General features: G+C 72.6%; 16 protein-coding genes and 2 riboswitches. Of the genes, 7 read left to right on the top strand and 9 right to left on the bottom strand.

The features are described 5' to 3' along the window. Positions 1-11 precede the first annotated feature (11 nt). Genes ABD976_RS25500 through ABD976_RS25490 form a run of 3 tightly spaced genes read left to right on the top strand, consistent with a single transcriptional unit; the run spans position 12 to position 1,192 of the window. Complete coding sequence (locus tag ABD976_RS25500) at positions 12-431, top strand: subtilase-type protease inhibitor (RefSeq protein ID WP_345367540.1); 420 nt, start codon at positions 12-14, stop codon at positions 429-431. A 52-nt stretch (positions 432-483) separates the two neighbouring features. Then, complete coding sequence (locus tag ABD976_RS25495; protein ID WP_345367538.1) at positions 484-870, top strand: YidH family protein; 387 nt, start codon at positions 484-486, stop codon at positions 868-870. Position 871: 1 nt separating this feature from the next. Then, a complete protein-coding gene (locus ABD976_RS25490) occupies positions 872-1,192 on the top strand; it encodes a YidH family protein (protein ID WP_345367536.1) in 321 nt (106 codons plus the stop codon). A gap of 7 nt (positions 1,193-1,199) precedes the next feature. Here the strand turns inward: ABD976_RS25490 and ABD976_RS25485 are convergent, their stop codons facing one another. Beyond that, positions 1,200-2,021 carry an arginase family protein gene (locus tag ABD976_RS25485; protein ID WP_345367534.1) on the bottom strand — a complete coding sequence of 274 codons (822 nt, stop codon included), beginning with the start codon at positions 2,019-2,021 and terminating at the stop codon, positions 1,200-1,202. A gap of 193 nt (positions 2,022-2,214) precedes the next feature. Further along, entirely contained in the window at positions 2,215-2,346 is a 132-nt protein-coding gene (locus tag ABD976_RS25480; RefSeq protein WP_345367532.1) for an OsmC family protein, read from the bottom strand. 112 nt (positions 2,347-2,458) lie between these two features. Here ABD976_RS25480 and ABD976_RS25475 point away from each other — a divergent pair, with 112 nt between their 5' ends. Then, positions 2,459-2,785 carry an FKBP-type peptidyl-prolyl cis-trans isomerase gene (locus tag ABD976_RS25475; RefSeq protein WP_345367530.1) on the top strand — a complete coding sequence of 109 codons (327 nt, stop codon included), beginning with the start codon at positions 2,459-2,461 and terminating at the stop codon, positions 2,783-2,785. A 167-nt stretch (positions 2,786-2,952) separates the two neighbouring features. Here the strand turns inward: ABD976_RS25475 and gcvH are convergent, their stop codons facing one another. Then, positions 2,953-3,321, bottom strand: a complete 369-nt coding sequence (gcvH, locus tag ABD976_RS25470) for a glycine cleavage system protein GcvH (RefSeq protein ID WP_345367528.1) — start codon at positions 3,319-3,321, stop codon at positions 2,953-2,955. Positions 3,322-3,371: 50 nt separating this feature from the next. Beyond that, positions 3,372-3,466: riboswitch (glycine riboswitch) on the bottom strand. Then, a riboswitch (glycine riboswitch) is annotated at positions 3,467-3,571 on the bottom strand. It lies immediately after the preceding riboswitch. Positions 3,572-3,668: 97 nt separating this feature from the next. Between gcvH and ABD976_RS25465 the strand changes: the two genes are divergently transcribed. Together ABD976_RS25465 and ABD976_RS25460 are read left to right on the top strand one after the other, a co-directional pair. Next, a complete protein-coding gene (locus ABD976_RS25465) occupies positions 3,669-5,207 on the top strand; it encodes a PucR family transcriptional regulator (protein WP_345367526.1) in 1,539 nt (512 codons plus the stop codon). Between the two features lie 211 nt (positions 5,208-5,418). Continuing rightward, positions 5,419-6,405 (top strand): Acg family FMN-binding oxidoreductase, encoded by a 987-nt coding sequence (locus tag ABD976_RS25460; RefSeq protein WP_345367524.1) that lies wholly within the window; start codon positions 5,419-5,421, stop codon positions 6,403-6,405. 295 nt (positions 6,406-6,700) lie between these two features. On the opposite strand, the gene ABD976_RS25455 is transcribed toward ABD976_RS25460, so the two are convergent. Beyond that, a complete protein-coding gene (locus tag ABD976_RS25455) occupies positions 6,701-6,877 on the bottom strand; it encodes a DUF6104 family protein (RefSeq protein WP_345367522.1) in 177 nt (58 codons plus the stop codon). 220 nt (positions 6,878-7,097) lie between these two features. On the opposite strand from ABD976_RS25455, the gene ABD976_RS25450 reads away from it, so the two are divergent. Then, entirely contained in the window at positions 7,098-7,772 is a 675-nt protein-coding gene (locus ABD976_RS25450) for an SDR family NAD(P)-dependent oxidoreductase (protein ID WP_345367520.1), read from the top strand. A gap of 196 nt (positions 7,773-7,968) precedes the next feature. On the opposite strand, the gene ABD976_RS25445 is transcribed toward ABD976_RS25450, so the two are convergent. The 5 genes from ABD976_RS25445 to ABD976_RS25425 all read right to left on the bottom strand — a co-directional run bounded on the left by ABD976_RS25445 (position 7,969) and on the right by ABD976_RS25425 (position 18,628). Continuing rightward, on the bottom strand, positions 7,969-11,607 hold the full coding sequence (locus tag ABD976_RS25445; protein ID WP_369774693.1) for a multifunctional oxoglutarate decarboxylase/oxoglutarate dehydrogenase thiamine pyrophosphate-binding subunit/dihydrolipoyllysine-residue succinyltransferase subunit: 3,639 nt from the start codon (positions 11,605-11,607) through the stop codon (positions 7,969-7,971). Between the two features lie 508 nt (positions 11,608-12,115). Continuing rightward, positions 12,116-15,862: an ABC transporter ATP-binding protein gene (locus tag ABD976_RS25440; RefSeq protein ID WP_345367516.1), complete on the bottom strand. Its 3,747-nt coding sequence runs from the start codon at positions 15,860-15,862 to the stop codon at positions 12,116-12,118. Positions 15,863-16,109: 247 nt separating this feature from the next. Then, entirely contained in the window at positions 16,110-16,955 is an 846-nt protein-coding gene (locus ABD976_RS25435) for an ABC-2 transporter permease (RefSeq protein WP_345367514.1), read from the bottom strand. After that, positions 16,955-17,935, bottom strand: coding sequence for an ABC transporter ATP-binding protein (locus ABD976_RS25430; RefSeq protein ID WP_345367512.1), 981 nt, complete (start codon positions 17,933-17,935; stop codon positions 16,955-16,957). The genes ABD976_RS25435 and ABD976_RS25430 overlap by 1 nt, the downstream gene beginning before the upstream one ends. A 96-nt stretch (positions 17,936-18,031) precedes the next feature. Further along, positions 18,032-18,628, bottom strand: coding sequence for a hypothetical protein (locus tag ABD976_RS25425; protein ID WP_345367510.1), 597 nt, complete (start codon positions 18,626-18,628; stop codon positions 18,032-18,034). Positions 18,629-18,675 lie beyond the last annotated feature (47 nt).

The following is an 18,675-nucleotide window of genomic DNA, read 5'->3' as shown; positions in this document are numbered from 1 at the left end:
GGAACCACGACATGCCTGCACCACGGCTGATCGGCCGCACGCTGCTCGCCACGGCGGCGCTCGCCGGCGCCGTCGCCGCACCGGCGGCGGCGTCCCCCGAACCGATCAGCGCGCTGCGCCTCGCCGTGCACGGCGAGGCGGTCGGCAGCACCGCGGAGCCCGGCGCGGCATCCCGGACCGCCCTGCTCACCTGCGACCCGGCGGGCGGCACCCACCCCAACGCCGAGGCGGCCTGCACCGACCTGGCCGGGGTGCGGGGCGACCTCACCGCGCTGGCCGAGTCCCGCCCCGCACAGATGTGCCCGCTGATCTACCAGCCGGTGACGGTCACCGCCCAGGGCACCTGGCGCGGCAAGCCGGTCTCGTTCGAGCAGACCTTCTCCAACGACTGCGTCGCGACGTCGAGCACCGGCGAGGTCTTCGCCTTCTGACCGGTTCCGGTGCCGGGCCGAGGCCCGGCACCGGTACGGCTAGCGTGGGGGCATGTCCGACGCACCATCCGGTTCCCGCTGGCCACGGCGGCTCTACGAGTCCGGCGAGGAACCCGACGCCCGCTTCACCCTGGCCAACGAGCGCACCTTCCTGGCGTGGATCCGCACCGCGCTCGCGCTCATGGCCGCCGGGGTCGGCGTCGAAGCGCTCAACGCGGTCAGCCCCGCGCCCGAACCGCTGCGCACCGCCCTGGCCGTGCTGCTGCTGCTCGGCGGGGTGCTGTGCGCCGCCACCGCGTTCACCCGCTGGATGAACACCGAACGCGCGCTGCGCCGGGGCGGCCCGCTGCCCGCGCCCCGGCTCGCCCCGGTGCTGGGCTACGGGCTCGGCGTCATCGGGCTGGCCGCCTGCGTGCTGCTGCTGGTCACCGGGTTCTGACGTGCTCGGACCCTGGGACCCCGGGCTCCAGGTGGAGCGCACCACGCTCGCCTGGCTGCGCACCGCGCTGGCCTTCACCGTCGGGATGCTGGTGTTCCTGCGGTTCATCGTGCACGTCAGCGCCCTCGCCGCCGCCCTCTGCGCGGCAGCGACCCTGCCGCTGGCCGTCGGCGTGGCCGGCTTCGCCTGGCGCAGGCACCTCCGCGTCGACCGCAGCGTGCGCGCCGACCAGCCGCTGCCCGACGGCAGGCTGCCCGCGGCGCTGACCGCGCTGGCCTGCCTGGTCGCGCTCTGCGGCCTGGTCTACGTCGCGCTGTCCTGACCCGCCGCTACGCCAGCCCGGCCGAGCACACCAGCTTCGGCACCAGCCCGGTCAGCAGGTCCTGGTCGCGCGAATCCGTCGGCTGGTACTCGGCGATCGTCAGCCCGGCGACCGCGAACCGGGCGGCCAGCGCCGCGACGGACGACAGCAGCTCGTCGGCCGTCAACCCGCCGGGCACCGGCGTGCCCACCGAGCCGACGATGTCCGGATCCAGCACGTCGAGGTCCACGTGCAGGTGCACCGCCGTGGTCCCCGCCCGCACCGCGTCGCCCACCGCGTCCGGGCGCGCCACCTGCTCCGGCGGCACCACCGCGATCCCGCGCGCGTCGATGCAGTCGATCTCGCCCCGGTCGAGGTCCCGGGTCCCGGCCAGCACGACCTGCGACGGGGCCAGCGGGTTCTCCGGCAGCAACCCGGACGGGCCCTCGCCCAGCAGCGTGCGCAGCACCATGCCGTTGAACGCCCCCGACGGCGAGGACCGCGGCGTGTTCAGATCGGCGTGCGCGTCGAACCACACCACCGCCAAGCCCGCGCCGTAGCGGCGGTGCGCCGCCTCCACCGGCGCGAGGTCCACGCCGCAGTCGCCACCGACGGTGATCAGCGGACCGCCGCCCGCCTGGGCGACCGCCACCCGCGCGGCGGCGAGGTTCGCGGCCAGCACGTCGACGTGGTGCACCCCCTCGCCGGTGACCCCGGTGGCTTCCATCACCGGCACCGCGACCGGCGTGCCGCTGGGCAGCATCGCGGACAGCAGCCCAGCACCCTCGCGCAACCGGCGCGCGGTCGGCGACGCCGACGCCTGCCACTGCGCGAACTCGACGACCGCCACGGGCGTCCTCCCCCTCACCGACTCCGGACATGACTATTGCTCACCGCGCATAGCCATGCAACCACCGGGTGTGACAGCAGGGGAACCTTCCTGTCATGCCTGACGTCCGCGGGGTGGCAGCAGGGGAACTTTCCTCTCACCGGTGACAGGAAGGTTCCCCTGCTGCCACACCCGAAGCGGACGAACCGGACCGTCAGGCGACCTCGAGCCGGATGTCGACGTTGCCGCGCACCGCATTGGAATACGGGCACACCGAATCGGCCTTCTCGACGAGCCGCTGCGCGTGCTCGCGCTCCACACCCAGCACCGAGACGACCAGTGCCACGCCGAGCTGGAACCCGCCGGCACCGTTGTCGCCGATGCCGACCCGTGCCGTGGGCGCGCCGCCCCTGCCGAGGTGTGATCGGATGTGCCGACTGCACCAGAGGAGGTACCGCATGGCCGAGCTGCAGATCGAGGAAGTCACCGCGGGCGACGGCGCCGAGGCGAAGCCGGGCGACACCGTGCACGTCCACTACGTCGGCACGCTGGCCGACGGGAGCAAGTTCGATTCGTCGCGGGATCGCGGCGAGCCGCTGGTGTTCCCGCTCGGCGAAGGGCACGTCATCGAGGGCTGGGACAAGGGCGTCGTCGGCATGCGCGTCGGCGATGTCCGCAAGCTCGTGGTCCCGCCGCACCAGGCCTACGGCGACCGCGGCGTGCCGCCGGTCATCCCGCCCGCCGCGACCCTGCACTTCGAGGTCGAACTGGTCGGGATCGGCTGAGCAGGTGCGAGCAGGGGAACTTTCCTCTCACCCGTGACAGGAAGGTTCCCCTGCTGCCAACCGAGGCCGGACGCGCGCGGCCGCACGAGCGGTGGGAGGAAAGCTCCCCTGCTCGCATCCGTGACAGGAAGGTTCCCCTGCTCGCGCGCGAACAGGCCCGGAACCGGTCAGCCGATGAGTTCGGCGTACTGCTCGGCGGTGAGGACCGGGCCGCTCGCGGTGACGCGCACCTCGAGCAGCCAGCCACTGCCGAAGGGCTCGGCGTTGACCAGCGCGGGATCGTCCACGACGGCGTCGTTGACGGCGACCACCTCACCGGTCACCGGCGCGAACAGGTCGCTGACCGACTTGGTGGACTCCAGTTCACCGCAGGACTGGCCCGATTCGATCGTGTCGCCGACCTCGGGGAGTTGCACGTACACGATGTCGCCGAGGGCCTCGGCCGCGTGCTGGGTGATGCCGATCCGGACCAGCTCGTCGCGGTCCTCGATCCACTCGTGCTCTTCGGTGTAGCTCAGGTTGGCAGGCAGGGTCATCTCGGGAGGCTCCATCGCTTCAGGGGCACGCGGGTGCCCGGGTGTGCTGGGCCTCCCCCTCTGTTTCGGAACCTGAGAGCTTCGCCGCGCGAGCAGCTTGCACCGTGGGTGGGCGTCCTCGTCGACGCGCGCTTTCCAGAGTTGCCTGGCCCGGACGGTCATGGGTGCCTGAGAGTGTGCGGGGAGTCTTGCTCCTTCGGCGCCGTGGTCGCGCTCGGTGAGCGGCCAAGGGCTCTCCCGCCCGGGGTCATCGGCCGATATGCGATTGTCGACGTGCTCAGCAACGATAATCGCGCCTGCCCGGGTGTCAATGCCTCCCGCCCGGTGGGCCGGAGGAAGGGACAGGGGTGCGCGGCGTCCGGGAGCTGCTCGATCGCATGAGCCCGGCCCTGCTGCGCCCGGTGGTCGTTCCGGATCCGACGCGCCGCGTCACCGACGTGGTCATCGCCGAACCGGGTGAACGACCGTCCGCCGGAACGGGGGATCTCGTGCTGGGCGTGGCGGTCACCGATGGTGCCGACGCCGCGGAACTGGTACGCGCGTGCGCTGACCTCGACGCAGCGGCGGTGCTGCTCAAACCACCGCTGGCCGAGCGGCCGGTCGTGGTCGCGGCCGCGGAGCGGGCCGAGATCGCGCTGGTCGAGGTGCGTTCCGGGACCGCGTGGGCCCAACTGGTGTGGCTGGTCCGCGCGGCGCTGGCCGAGGGATCGGACGGCGACCCGCTCAGCGGCGGGCGCGACGACCTGTTCCGGTTGGCCGACGCCGTCGCCGAGGTGGTGGACGCGCCGGTGACCATCGAGGACGCCCGCTCGCAGGTGCTCGCGTACTCCGCGCGGCAGGACATGATCGATCCGGCCCGGGTGTCGACGATCATGGGACGCGGCCAGCCCGCCGACGTGCTCGCGAAATTCCGGGCGCGCGGCACGTTCCGGCAGCTCAGCAAGGGCAGCGCGACGATCTTCGTACCAGCCCAGCAGGACGGCACGCTGCCCCGCCTGGTCGTCGCGCTGCGGGTGGGCGGCGAGTTGCTCGGGTCGATGTGGGCGGTGGTCCCGGACGAGGTCGGCGAGGAACGGGCGGCCGCCTTCGCCGAGACCGCGCCGCTGGTCGCGCTGCAACTGCTGCGCTGGCGGTCCCTCGCCGACACCGAACGGCAGCGCACCGCCGAACAGGTCCGGTTGCTGCTGGAAGGCCGCGCGGGGTGGCGGACCGCGGCGGACGAACTGGCCGTGCGCGACCGGCCGCACCGGGTCGTCGCCATCGACGTCGCCTCCGGCGACGCACCCGCCGAGGCGCACCGGTTGTCGACGTGGGAACGCCTCGACCGCGGCGTCGGACAACGTCCCCTGCTGACCGAGATCGGCACGCTCCTCTACGCGGTGGTCCCCGACGACGACGCCGGATGGCCCGCGCTGCGCGCCGCGCTGCTGGACGACCGGTCGCCCAACCGACCGCTGATCGCAGTCGGCGGCCCGTCCCCGGTGAGCGACCTGGCGGACTCGCGAGCCGAAGCCGAGGAGCTGATCGGGTTGCTGCGCGGCGGGCGGGTCCCGGGCCCGGTCGCGGTGCACGAGCAGGTGTGGCACCGGGTGGTGGTGCATCGCGCCTCCGTCGCCGGACCCGAGATCGGCGCTCTCGGTCCACTGCGACGGCTGCGCGAGCACGATCGCGCACAGGGCACCGACTACCTCAGCACCCTGCACGCCTGGCTACGCCACCCCGGACGGCCGCGCGCGGCGGCCGACGAGCTCCGCGTGCACCCCAACACGTTCCGCTACCGCATGAAGCGCCTGGTCGAGATCGCACCGGTCGACCTCGACGACCCGGACGTCCGCACCGCCCTGCTCATCCAGCTCGCCACCGACCGCTGGGCCCGCGACCGGTAGCCGACCGGCGGCATGGCAGCAGGGGAACCTTCCTGTCACCGGTGAGCGGAAAGTTCCCCTGCTGTCATCTGTGCGAGGAAAGTTCCCCTGCTGCCATCGGTGGGAGGAAGGTTCCCCTGCTGCCACCGTCACCCCGCCGCCGCGATGGCAGGGGCCGGTGGACTGTGCCACGGTGGCGACGAGCGCGAAGGCGGCGACGGGGAAGGCCGTGATGACAGCATTCCGCCCCGCCCTGGGGCTGACCGCCGAGCAGGTGCGCGAGGTGGTCGAGTTGGCCGGCCGAGCGCCCTCGCTGCACAACGTCCAACCGTGGCGCTTCGCGCTGTGCCCCGAGGTGCTGGAGCTGCACGCGGACCCGACGACCCGCCTGCCGCACACCGATCCGGGTGATGCGGAACTGCGGCTGGGGTGCGGTGCGGCGCTGTTCACCCTGCGGGTCGCGCTCGCCCACCACGGGGTCGACGCGGCGGTGGTGCTGCCGCCTCGCCCCGCGGCGGACTCGACGCTGTTGGCGCGGGTGGCCGCGACGTCACGTCCGGACGGTGTTGACGGCCTGTTCCGGTCGATCGAGGCACGCCGCACCAACCGGCGGCCGTTCCGGGCCGATGCGGTGCCGACGAGCGCCCAGCACGCTCTCGCCGGAGCGGTGGAAGCCGAAGGGGCGGTGCTGCACGTGGTGGACCGCGCCGAACGCGCTCGGCTGATCGAACTGGTGCACCGCGCCCACGCCGCGCAGTCCGCCGATCCGGGGTTCCGCGCCGAGCTGGCCCGGTGGACCGGGCGGTCCGGGGAGGAGCGCCGGGGTGTCCCGGTCGAGTCGGCCGGACCGGAGCCGGAACCGCAGGACGAGTGGGTGCTGCGGGATTTCGCGGCGGGCGCGTCGCGACCGAGGGTCCCGGGGAAGGACTTCGAGGACGACCCGCTGATCGTGGTGGTCGCGGTCGGCGGCGTCGACTGGCAGGCGGACGTGCGGGCCGGGCAAGCGGTGCAGCGCATGCTGCTGACCGCGACCGGGCTGGGGCTGAGCGCCTCGTTCCTGTCGCAGGTCGTGGAGGTGCCGGAGACCCGCGACGCGTTGTGCGGACTGCTCGGCGGGACGCTGCGACCGAAGGCGGTGCTGCGGCTGGGCTTCGGCTCTCCCGTGCCGGCCACGCCGCGCCGCGACCCCGCCGAGCTGCTCGTCGAGCCGTCTCCCTGAGCACCTGGTCCACCGCGCTCGCGACGCCTGCTGCCAGCTCCCGGCTGCGGGAACCCTGCACGCGCTGCGACGTACCGGAAGGTGAACCGCGCCGACCCCGCCGACCGTCGCCGACGACGAGCGGCGGGTGACGAGCGCACTGGCGTTCCCGGGAGGCGAGTTCGTCGGCGACACCCCGCACGGCCCGGGAGCGGGTTCATCGCCCGCCACCCGCCCACGGCGTCGAACGAGCGTGGGGAGTCACCGAGCAGCACCCGGCCGGTCCCGTCGCACGCTGCAGCGATGGTCCGGCGGGTCAGTCCTCGTCGCTGTCGTCGCGGGCGAGGAAGGTGGCCAGCCGCTCGGTGGCGTCCTCGAACTCCGGGTTGAGGTCGACGAAGGCGCGCATCCGGTCGGCGACCCAGGACAGCGTGACCTCCTCGTCGCCGCGACGGTCCTCCAGTTCTTCGATGCCGCGGTCGGTGAAGTACACGGATTCCTCCTCATGGGGGCGCACGCATCTGGCGAGCGGGGTTAGTCGGGGATCCGGTCGGGGAACGATCGGCCCCGCCGGTAGGGACAGTGTCCACACCGGTTCGGGACCGATCACCGCGGCCCCCTCGGTCCGGTGTGGAGCGCCACGTCCTCGACGAGCGGCTGGCGGGGTGTTCGGCCACCGTGGTGGACGAGCCACCGATCGGGGAGGGGAACGGATGCCCACCATCGCCATCGTCGGAGCGGGACCTGGGCTCGGGGCCTCGCTCGCCCGCCGGTTCGGCCGCCGCGGGTTCCAGGTCGCCCTGCTCGCCCGCGACGCCGAACGCCTCGACGCCTTGGCCCGCGACCTCGCCGGGGACGGCGTCGAAGCCGAAGGCTTCCCCGCCGACGTGGGCGACCGGCCGTCGCTGATCGACGCGCTGCGCGCGGTCGAACGCCGGTACGGCACCGTCGACGTGCTGGAGTACTCCCCCGCGCCGAGCGGTGCCACCGATCCGCGGCTCGCACCGGTGCACGCGTTGGACGTGACCGTGGCCGACATCCAGCCGCAGGTGGAGCACTACGTCTACGGAGCCGTCACCGCGGCCCGGCAGGTGCTGCCCGGGATGATCGAGCGAGGTAGCGGCACTTTGCTGTTCACCACCGGCGCCTCGTCCACGCTCGTGTTCCCGCCGATGGGCAACGTCGGCATCGCCGGGGCGGCCCTGCGGAACTGGGCGCTCGCGCTCAACGCCTCGCTCGCCGACAAGGGCATCTACGCCGCGCACGTCCCGCTCGCCACGTTCATCGGACAGGGCGGACCGGAGACCTCCGCCGAGACCATCGCGGAGGTCTACTGGGAGCTCTACACCACCCAGGCGGAGCCGGAGCGCCTCTACTCCACGGTGTGAGCGGTGGCAGCAGGGGAACCTTCCTGTCATCCGTGGGAGGAAAGTTCCCCTGCTGTCACCCGCCCGCCAGCACGGCCATCCGTGACAGGAAGGTTCCCCTGCTGCCACCTGTGACAGGAAGGTTCCCCTGCTGCCAGCCGCCGCACGACAACGGGCCGCCGGTTCCGGGGAACCGGCGGCCCGTGGCTGGTGCGGGTCAGGCGAAGGCGGCCTGCACGACCTCCGCCTGCTCGACCTCGTGGACCTTGGCCAGGCCGGTGGCCGGGGCGGCCATCGGCCGCCGCGAGACCCGCTGCAGGCGGCCGAGGAGCTGCGGGAACTGCTCGGGCAGCGCCATGCCGAGGAACGGCCAGGCACCCTGGTTGGCCGGCTCCTCCTGGGCCCACCGGAACTCGGTGGCCTGGGAGTAGCGCTCCAGCACCGCGCCGATCTTGCGGTGGGGCAGCGGGTAGAGCTGCTCCAGCCGCACGATGGCGGTGTCGGTGTGGCCGCCCTTCTCCTTGGCCGCGGCCAGGTCGTAGTAGAGCTTGCCGGAGCAGAACACGACGCGGCGGACCGACGCCGGGTCGGGCTGCGCCGGGTCGTCGATCACCGAGGCGAACTTGCTGTCGGTGAAGTCCTCGACCGAGCTGGTCGCGGCCTTCAGGCGCAGCATCGACTTGGGCGTGAAGACCACCAGCGGGCGGTGGATGCCGTCGAGGTTGTGCCTGCGCAGCAGGTGGAAGTAGTTCGCCGGGGTGGACGGCATGGAGACCGTCATCGACCCCTCGGCGCAGAGCTGCAACCACCGCTCGATGCGCGCCGACGAGTGGTCCGGCCCTTGGCCCTCGTGGCCGTGCGGCAGCAGCAGCACGACGTCGGAGCGCTGGCCCCACTTGGCCTCACCGGAGGAGATGAACTCGTCGATGATGGACTGCGCGCCGTTGAAGAAGTCGCCGAACTGGGCTTCCCACGCCACCAGGGCGTCGGGGTTGGCCACCGAGTAGCCGTACTCGAAGCCCATGGCGGCGAACTCCGACAGCGCCGAGTCGTAGACGAGGAACTTCGCCTGGTCCTCGGAGAGGTTCTGCAGCGGGGTGTAGTCGGTGCCGCTCTTGCGGTCGATGAGCACCGAGTGCCGCTGCCCGAAGGTGCCGCGCCTGCTGTCCTGGCCGGTGAGCCGCACCGGGTGGCCGTCCATGACGATCGAGCCGAAGGCGAGCAGCTCGGCGAAGGCCCAGTCGATGCCGCCCTCGCGCCCCATCTTGGTGCGCCGCTCCAGCACCGGCTTGACCCGGGGGTGCGGGGTGAAGCCCTCCGGCAGGCCGGTCTGCGACTCGGCGATGCGGGTGAGCATCTCCCGGCTGATCGCGGTGGCCAGGCCCTTGGGGATCTGCTGCTCGGATTCGACCGACGGGCTCGGCCCGGCGGGGTGCTTCTCCAGCTCGCGCACCTCGTTGAAGACGTGCTCGAGCTGGGCCGCGTAGTCCTTGAGCGCCTTCTCGGCCTCGTCGACGGTGATGTCGCCGCGGCCGATGAGGGACTCGGTGTAGACCTTGCGGACGCTGCGCATCTTGTCGATGGCGTCGTACATCTGCGGCTGGGTCATCGACGGGTCGTCGCCCTCGTTGTGACCCCGGCGGCGGTAGCACACCATGTCGATCACGACGTCCTTGCCGAACGCCTGCCGGTACTCCACGGCCAGCTTGGCGACCCAGACGCAGGCCTCGGGGTCGTCGCCGTTGACGTGGAACACGGGGGCGCCGATCATCTTCGCCACGTCGGTGCAGTACTTGCTGGAGCGGGAGTGCTCCGGCGCGGTGGTGTAGCCGACCTGGTTGTTGACGATGACGTGCACGGTGCCGCCGGTGCGGTAGCCGCGCAGCAGCGACAGGTTCAGGGTCTCGGCGACCACGCCCTGCCCGGCGAACGCGGCGTCGCCGTGCAGCAGCACCGGCAGCACGGTGAAGCCTTCCTGGCCCTTGTCCAGGATGTCCTGCTTGGCGCGGACGATGCCCTCCAGCACCGGGTCCACGGCCTCCAGGTGCGACGGGTTGGAGGTCAGCGACACCTTGGTCTCACCGTCGCCGAACATCCGGAAGTACTTGCCCTCGGCGCCGAGGTGGTACTTCACGTCGCCGGAGCCGTGCGCCTGGCCCGGGTCGAGGTTGCCCTCGAACTCGCGGAAGATCTGCGAGATCGGCTTGCCGACGATATTGGCCAGCACGTTGAGCCGGCCGCGGTGCGGCATCCCGATGACGACCTCGTCGAGCTCGTGGGCCGCGGAGGTGTCGAGCACCGCGTCCAGCAGCGGGACCACGGTCTCGGCGCCCTCCAGCGAGAAGCGCTTCTGCCCGACGTACTTGGTCTGCAGGAACGTCTCGAACGCCTCGGCCGCGTTGAGCTTGGACAGGATGTACTTCTGCTCGGAGGGCTCCGGCTTGGTGTGCGGCTTCTCGACCCGCTGCTGGAGCCATTCGCGCTCGTCGGGTTCGAGGATGTGCATGTACTCCACGCCGACGGTGCGGCAGTAGGAGTCGCGCAGCACGCCGAGCACGTCGCGCAGCTTGAGGTGCTCCTTGCCCGCGAACCCGCCGACGGCGAACTCCCGGTCCAGGTCCCACAGGGTGAGGCTGTGCGACAGGACGTCGAGGTCCTCGTGCTTGCGCTGCCGGTAGTTCAGCGGGTCGATGTCGGCCATCAGGTGACCGCGGGTGCGGTAGGCGTCGATGAGCTCCAGCACCCGGGCGGTCTTGTCGACGGCGCCCTCGGGGATGTCCTTGGCCCAGCGGATCGGCTCGTACGGGATGCGCAGCGACGCGAAGATGTCGTCGAAGAACCCGTCCTCGCCGAGCAGCAGCTCGTGCATCCGGCGCAGGAAGTCACCGGACTCGGCGCCTTGGATCACCCGGTGGTCGTAGGTGGAGGTCAGCGTGACGATCTTGCTGATCCCCATGTCGACCAGCGCCTTCTCGCTGGCGCCCTGGAACTCGGCCGGGTAGTCCATGGCGCCGACGCCGATGATCGCGCTCTGCCCGGCGGTCAGCCGCGGCACCGAGTGGTTGGTGCCCGACGGGCCGGGGTTGGTCAGCGAGAGGGTGGTGCCGGCGAAGTCGTCGGCGGTGAGCGCGCCGCTGCGGGCCTTGCGGATGATGTCCTCGTAGGCCTGCCAGAACTGGTAGAAGCTCATGTCCTCGCAGCCCTTGATGGAGGCGACCACGAGGTTGCGCGACCCGTCCTTGCCCGGCATGTCGATGGCCAGGCCCAGGTTGACGTGCTCGGGGGTGACCACGGCCGGCTTGCCCTTGGCGTCCGTGCCGTAGTGGCGGTTCATGTTCGGGAAGTCGCGCACCGCCCGGACCAGCGCGTAGCCGATCAGGTGGGTGAAGGAGACCTTCCCGCCCTTGTTCCGCTTGAGGTGGTTGTTGACGACGATGCGGTTGTCGAACAGCAGCTTGGCCGGGACCGCGCGCACGCTGGTGGCGGTCGGCACGGTCAGCGACTGGTCCATGTTCTTGGCGATGGCCGCGGCGGGTCCGCGCAGCGTCTTGACCTCGGCGCCCTCGGACGGCTTCACCGGGGCGGCCTTGGCCGCCTGCTGCGGTGAGGGCTTGGCCGCCGGGGCGTTCGGGGATGTCGGCACCTGGCCGTTGGTGGCACCGGTGCGTGGTGCGGCCGCGGTCGCGGTCCCGGTGGACCCGGCGCTCGACGATGCGGTGCCCGACGCGGTCGCCCCCCGGGTCGCTGCGGCGCCGGCCGCGGTGTTCTCGGTTGCCTGGCCCGGCTTGTAGTCGGCGAAGAATTCGTGCCACGCCGAGTCTACGGCGGAAGGATCTTGGAGGTACCGCTCGTACATCTCCTCGATCAACCACTCGTTGGGGCCGAACTGTGACGCAGGGCTGCTGGACACGGCTCGCGTTCGCCTCGATCCATCTGCTCGTGATTTACAGACACACTCGAGTACCAGGCTAGCGGTCCGACGGGCGCGGCCAGCACGAGTGGTCCACCCCCGGCTACTCGGCCCGACCACAGGATCGATCAGGAAAGCCGAGGTGGGACCGGTTCTCCCCCGTTCGGCTCACGCGGACGCCGGGTGCTCGCCCCTACGATCGCCCGCCCACCGCCGCCAGGTACTCCCCGTGGATTGTCGCCCGCCACCGGTAAGACGTTTCCGCCGCACCGGACATTCCCGCACGGCGGACGCCGGCGTCCGGGTCGTGCACGCCGAACGCGGAGGGTGACCGGTCGGCGACGCGCCGAGTTCCACCGCGGACGTCCGCACCCCGGGACGGGGGCCGCGCTGAATCGTTCACGAGCACGATCAAGTGGCTCCACCGGCTCCGAAACCCGCAGAGTTCCGTTGCTCACACCCGCTGCCCGTGCTCGGCGCGGGACGCGTCCGAGGCCCGCCACAGGCGCGCGTAGCGGCCGTCGGCGGCGAGCAGCGCGGCGTGGTCGCCCTGCTCGACGACCTCGCCGCCGTCCACCACGAGGATGCGGTCGGCCCGCGCCGCGGTGCCCAGCCGGTGCGCCACCACGAACGTCGTGCGGTGCGCGGCGAGCCGGTCGCTGGCGTCGAGCACCAGCGATTCGGTCGCCGGGTCCAGCGCGGCGGTCGCCTCGTCGAGCAGCAGCACGTCGGGGTCGACGAGCTCGGCGCGGGCCAGCGCGACGAGCTGCCGCTGCCCCGCGGACAGGCCGCGCCCGCCTTCGCCGACCTCCTGCCGGAAGCCCCGGGGCAGCATCGCGATCCCCGGCAGCGCCCCCACCGCCCGCGCGGCGGCCTCGATCTCGGCGGGACCGCTGCCGGGCCGCCCGTACCCGATGTTGTCCGCGACGTCACCGCTGAACAGGTGGCCTTCCTGCGGGACGACGGCCAGCCGCCGGTGGAACGCGGTGGGGTCCCAGCCGCGCACGTCGGTGCCGTCGACCAGCAGCGCGCCCTCGGTGACGTCGTAGAACCGGGCGATGAGCTTGATCAGCGTGGACTTGCCCGCACCGGTCGCCCCGACCAGCGCCACCGTCTCCCCCGGTTCGATCCGCAGCGACACCCCGCGCACGGCGCTGCGCTCGGTGCCCGGGTAGCGGAAGGTGACCTCGTCCAGCTCCACCGCACCGGCGAAGCGCTCCGGCACCGCGACCGGGTCGGCCGGGGCGGGCACCGAGGTGGGGGTGCGCAGCAGGTCGGCGATCCGGCGCAGCCCGACCCGCGCCTGCAGGTAGCTGTCGAACACGCCGGACAGCTGTTGCACCGGCGAGAAGAACATGCCCAGGTACAGCAGGAACGCCACCAGCACGCCCGGGGTCAGCCCGCCGGTGGCGACCCGCGCCGCGCCGACGCCCAGCACCACGGCCTGCGCGATCTCGGACAGCAGCGCCACGAACGGGAAGTACGTCGCGATGTAGCGCTGGGCGCGCAGCCGGGAGCGCCGGTAGGCGTCGCTGCGCCGGGCGAACTGGTCGGCGGCGTAGTCCTCCCGCCGGTGCGCCTGGGCGACCCGCAGCCCGGAGACGTTCTCCTGCATGTCGGCGTTGACCGTGCTGACCCGCTCGCGCGCCTCCGCGTAGGCCCGCGAGGACACCCGGCGGAAGACCACCGTCGCCACCAGCAGCACCGGCAGCACCGACATCGCCACCAGTGCCAGCGACAGGTCGGTGACCAGCAGCGCGACCGCGATCCCGACCAGCGTCAGGGCGCTGACCACGAACGTCGCCAAGCCGGTCTGCAGGAACGTCGACAGGGCGTCGACGTCGGTGGTCATCCGGGTCATGATCCGCCCGGCCTGCTCCCGCTCGTAGTAGTCCAGGCCGAGCCGCTGCAGGTGCGCGTAGCTGCGCAGCCGCAGCCGGTAGAGCAGCGTCTCCCCGGTGCGCGCCGCGACCACCGTCTGGAACCGCACGAACAGCCACCCGGCGACGACCACCAGCGCGCCGACCGCGGTCATCTGCCACAGCACCGAGACGTCACCGGTGCCGACCCCGCCGTCGATGCCGTGGCGGACCAGCGACGGCAGCGCCACCGTGGTCGCCGCGTCGCCCGCGACCAGCAGCACCGTCAGCACCAGGCCCCAGCGCAGCGCGCGCAGCATCCGGGACAGCCGGAAGTGCGGGTCCGGGGCGGTCTGGTCGGTGGTCGACGCGGGCGGCTCGTCGCGGGCGGGCGGCAACCGGCGCACGCCCTCCAGCAGCTCCGCGGTCGGCGGCACCGCGAGCCCGTCGGCGCCCCGCGAGACCGCCGCCGCGCCCCCGCCCGGTTCCCCGCCCGTTTCCTCGGCCGGTTCCGGCCACAGCTCCGGGGTGATGCCGTCCGGGCCCGGGATCGCGGTGCGCTCGGCGGTCGCGGTGTCCAGCGACTCCCCCGGCCCGGCCAGCAGGCCGCGGAACAGCGCGCAGCGCTCGCGCAGCTCCGCCTCGGTGCCGACGTCGACGATCCGGCCCTCGTCGAGCACCGCGATCCGGTCGGCCAGCGCCAAGGTGGAGCGCCGGTGCGCGATGAGCAGCGTGGTGCGCTGCGCCGTCACCGAGCGCAGGGTGTCGTGGATCGCCGCCTCGGTCGTCGGGTCCACCGCCGACGTGGCGTCGTCGAGCACCAGCACCCGCGGGTGGGACAGCAGCGCCCGGGCCAGCGCCACCCGCTGCCGCTGCCCGCCGGACAGCGTCATGCCCCGCTCGCCCACCACCGTGTCGTAGCCGGCGGCGAGCTCGCTGATGAACCCGTGCGCCTCGGCGGCCTCGGCGGCGGCGATCACCTCCGCCTCGGAGGCGTCCGGCCGCCCGTAGGCGATGTTGCCGCGGATCGTGTCGGAGAACAGGAACGCCTCCTCGAACACCACGCCGACGGCGCCGCGCAGCGAGTCCAGCCGCACCTGCCGGACGTCGTGCGCCGGCTCCCCCGCCGCCCCGAGGGTGATCGACCCGGCGTGCACGTCGTAGAAGCGCGGCAGCAGCAGCGACACCGTCGACTTGCCCGAGCCGGCCGGTCCGACCACCGCCACCGTCTCACCGGGCCGGACCCGCAGCGACACGTCCCGCAGCACCGGCTGGTCGTGGGTGTAGCCGAAGTCGACGCCGTCCAGCCGCACCTCCAGCGGGGCGTCCGGCAGCGACACGGCGTCCGGCGCGTCGCGGACGTCCGGCCGGGAATCGATCAGCTCGTGGATCCGCTCGACGCCCGCCCGCGCGAGCTGCGCCTGGATCACCACGCTGGACAGCATCCGCGCCGGTCCGCCCAGCATCGACACGTAGCCCGCGAAGGCCACGAACGTGCCCAGGCTCACCTGGTCCTGCAGCACCATCCAGCCGCCGAGGCCCAGCACGCCCACCTGGCCCGCCGACGGCAGGGCGGCCAGGCTGGCGGTCGGCAGCGCGGTCAGCCGCGCGGCCCGCAGCCGCGCGCCGAACAGGGTGCGCGCGCGCCGCTCCAGGCGGGACACCTCGCGCTCCTCCTGCCCGAAGCCCTTCACCACCCGGACGCCGGAGACCGTCTCCTCCACCTGCTGCGCGATGTCGGCGGCCCGCTGCTGCGCGGCCCACGTCGCCGGGAACAGGCGCTTCTTGCTGCGCGCCGTCACCACCGCGATCAGCGGCGCCACCACCAGCGCCACCACCGTCAGCGCCGGGGACAGCCACAGCATCGCCGCCAGCGCGATCACCGCCAGCACCAGCGTGCCCGCCGCCAGCGGCACCATCGACAGCAGCGCGTGCACCAGTTGCAGATCGCTGATCGAGCGGGACACCACCTGGCCGGTGCGCAGCGCGTCCTGCTTGCCGCCGTCCAGCCGCTGCACCGACCCGAACACCGCGCGCCGCAGGTCGTGCTGCACGTCCAGGGCCAGCCGCCCCGCCGTGTACCGGCGCACGAACGCGGCCCCGAACCGGAACACCCCCAGGGCCAGCAGCGCGGCGACCACCCACCCGAGGCGATCCGAGCCGCCCGCGACGGCGTCGTCCACCGCGACCTTCGTCAGCAGCGGGACCGCCGCCTCCAGCCCCACCGCCGTCACCGAGGCGCCCAGCGCCAGCGCGAGCGCCACCGGATGCCGACGGCACGCGGCGAAGAGGCGACGGATCCAGCCGCCGCGGTGCTGGCGGGGATCACCGGAGTCGCTCACCCCGCCAGCCTATGCCGAGCCCCCGACGTCGCAGCCCGGCCCGGGCGGGCGTCGCCCGCCCACCACCCGCAGGTGCGAGCAGGGGAACCTTCCTGTCACAGGTGGCAGCAGGGGAACCTTCCTGTCACCCGTGACAACAGGGGAACCTTCCCGTCACCCATGACAACAGAGGAACCTTCCTGTCACGCATGACAGCAGGGGAACCTTCCTGTCACCCGTGGGAGGAAGGTTCCCCTGCTGCCAGACCTCAGGTGACGTCGCGCCGACGGCTGAGCAGCCAGCCGCCGGCGGCGATGGCGGCGGTGTAGCCCATGAACGTGAGCAGGCTCGCCCACCACGGGTTGCCGTAGCTGCCCCCGGCGAAGAAGTGCAGCAGCTCGAACACCTCCGCCGGGACGTAGGGCTCGTCGGCCCCGGCGACGGCGCTGATGAAGATCGGGACGGCGAGGTTGCCGACGATGCCGCTGCCCGCCGCGACCGGCAGGTACGCGTCGACGCCGGTGCCCGACCCGATCAGGAACGCCGACACGATGAACTCGAAGGCGAACCGGTAGAGGACGAGCGAGAGGATCGCGGCGACGGAGTTCGCGACCAGCGCACCGAACCCGACCCCGAGCAGCGTCCACAGCACCATCGACAGCAGCCCGGCCGCGCCGACGGTGAACCAGTCGGCGGGGTTGCCGAACCCGTCGAGCCCGGCGCCGACGAGTCCGCCGAGGCTGGCGAACACCACGTTGGCGATCCCGTAGAGCAGGCCCATGGCGGTGTAGACGATGAGCTTCGCCCCGAGCACGGCGCCGCGCGGGTTCCCGGTGAGGTAGCTGGTGGTGATGCTCTTGTTCCAGTACTCGCCGGAAACGGCCAGCGCCCCGAACAGCGCGGCGAAGATGGTGCTGAAGTTCGTCGACATCGACACCGTGAGCAGCCCGATGGGCAACGTGGCGCCCAGCATCGACTCCAGCTCGTTGATGGTGCCGACCGCGGTGCCGAGCCATCCCGCGCCGAAGCTGAGCACCACGACGGGGATCAGCAGCCCCCACCACAGGTTGATCGTGAAGATCTTCCGGATCTCGGCCTTGACCAGCCCGCGCATCAGTAGCCCCCTCCGGGGCCGCCGAAGCCGGCACCGCCGGGCGGGCCCCACTGACCCGGCTGCTGGATCTGCGCTCCGCCGTACTGGCCCTGGGTGAGCTGGAAGAACAGTTGCTCCAGGTCGACGCGCTCCTCCTGCATCCCGTACAGGGCGACACCGGCCTGCAGCGCGAGGTCGGCCACCCGGGGGGCGTCGGCTCCGGTCACCGCGAGCCGACCGTCCGGCAGGTGCTCGACCGTCAAGGACTCCTGGTGCAGCGCGGCGACCAGGGCGTTCGGGTCACCGGCCTGGACGAGGACGCGGGCGCGCTGGGCGGCGCGCAACTCGTCGAGGTGACCGTTGTAGACGCACTCCCCGCGGCTGACGATCACCACGTGGTCGACGGTGTGCTCCATCTCGCGCAGCAGGTGGCTGGAGACCAGCACCGTCCGCCCGTTCGCGGCGAAGGCCTTGAGGAAGTTGCGCAGCCACGCGATGCCTTCGGGGTCGAGCCCGTTGACCGGCTCGTCGAGCACCAGCACCTGCGGGTCGCCGAGCAGTGCGGTCGCCAGCGACAGCCGCTGCCGCATCCCCAGCGAGAACGTCCCGGCCTTGCGCTGGGCGGCGCTGGCCAGGCCGACGAGTTCCAGCACCCGGTCGGCCTGCGCGTCCGGCACGTTCATCGCGGCCGCGTAGCTGCGCAGGTGGTTGCGGGCGGTGCGCCCCGGGTGGAAGCTCTGGGCCTCCAGCACCGCACCGACGATGGTTCCGGGATTGGCGAGCCGTTCGAACGGCACCCCGTTGATCGTCGCGGTCCCCGCCGTCGGTGTCACCAGCCCCAGGATCATCCGCAGCGTCGTGGTCTTGCCCGAGCCGTTGGGGCCGAGGAACCCGGTCACCGTCCCCGGGTGCACGGCGAAGTCCAGGTTCCGCACCGCGTGGACGGGGCCGAAATCCTTGCTCAGACCCTGCACCAGGATCCGGCCGCTGCCATCGTGCACACGCTCCTCCATCGTCGCGGTCGGTCGTGGCCTCGGCCCCATCCTGCCCGACGCCGCTCAGCGACTCGTGCGGAGTGGACGTTTTCGCGGCGACGTTCAGGGCGGCCACCGGATGTCCCGGTCGACCACCGAGGCCCGGTGGATCTTCTCGTGCGCGGTTTCCAGGTGCCCGCCGACCGGAGTGGGGTTCGGCGGCGGCGTCGTCAGCTCCGGCCTGGTGAACTCCTCGGTGTCCCAGTCGCTCGGGCCGCGACCGCCCTCGGTGACGATGGTGGCCTGCACCTCGGGCAGCACCGGGTCGACCACCGCGGTCGGCTCGACCGCGCGGCGCAACCGCAGGGCGCGGCGGTGCGGGACCGCGGAGTGCTCGACGACGAGCTGCCGGTGCGCGGTCGACCACACCCGGCACGGCCACGGCCGGGCCCGCACGAGGCAGTTCCGGCACCGGCCGTCGGAATCCGGGCGGTGGTCCCGCAGCAGTGCCCGCATGCTCTCCGCGAGCCGCGGCAGCTCGGCCCGCGCCACCGGGAGCAGCATCTCGACCGCACCATCGGTGGCCACCCGGTCGAGGTCATCCAATCGGTCCAGGACCGCCTTGCGCAGCGTCCCGTGCTCCACATCGCCTCCCCGCTCGTCGCAGCCGCCGTTCGCCGGAACGACGGGGAGCCCGATCGGGTCAGCGATCGACTCCAACGGGTGACATCGGCACGGTGAATCCAGGCCTGCACGGGTGACGCCTG

Source organism: Saccharopolyspora cebuensis (assembly GCF_039542665.1).
In the GTDB taxonomy this organism is placed as follows: domain Bacteria; phylum Actinomycetota; class Actinomycetes; order Mycobacteriales; family Pseudonocardiaceae; genus Saccharopolyspora; species Saccharopolyspora cebuensis.
This window is presented reverse-complemented; position numbering and strand designations above follow the sequence as displayed.